Below are 217 nucleotides of genomic sequence, written 5' to 3'. Positions count from 1 at the left end.
GCCAGACGAAGCGGCCACGTTCCAGCCTTTTGGTAAACATGCACAGGCCGTCCCGGTCGGCCCACAGTACCTTTATCATGTCGCCGCGCCGGCCGCGGAAGATGAACAGATGCCCGCTGAACGGGTCATCCCGTAACGTATTCTGCACCCTGGAAGCCAGACCATTGAAGCCGTTGCGCATGTCGGTGATGCCGGCAACCAGCCAGATGCGGGAACC

Annotated in this window: 1 protein-coding gene; it reads right to left on the bottom strand. The window is 61.3% G+C overall.

Annotated features, from left to right (window positions below; all coding sequences use genetic code 11):
- A partial coding sequence (gene tnpB, locus F7Q90_RS26520) for an IS66 family insertion sequence element accessory protein TnpB (protein ID WP_151161273.1) occupies nucleotides 1-217 on the bottom strand: 217 nt, incomplete at both ends.

The sequence above is a fragment of the Pantoea stewartii subsp. stewartii genome (genome assembly GCF_008801695.1).
GTDB lineage: Bacteria > Pseudomonadota > Gammaproteobacteria > Enterobacterales > Enterobacteriaceae > Pantoea > Pantoea stewartii.
Note: the sequence above shows the minus strand (reverse complement) of the source record. Positions and strands in the feature narration are given on the sequence as shown.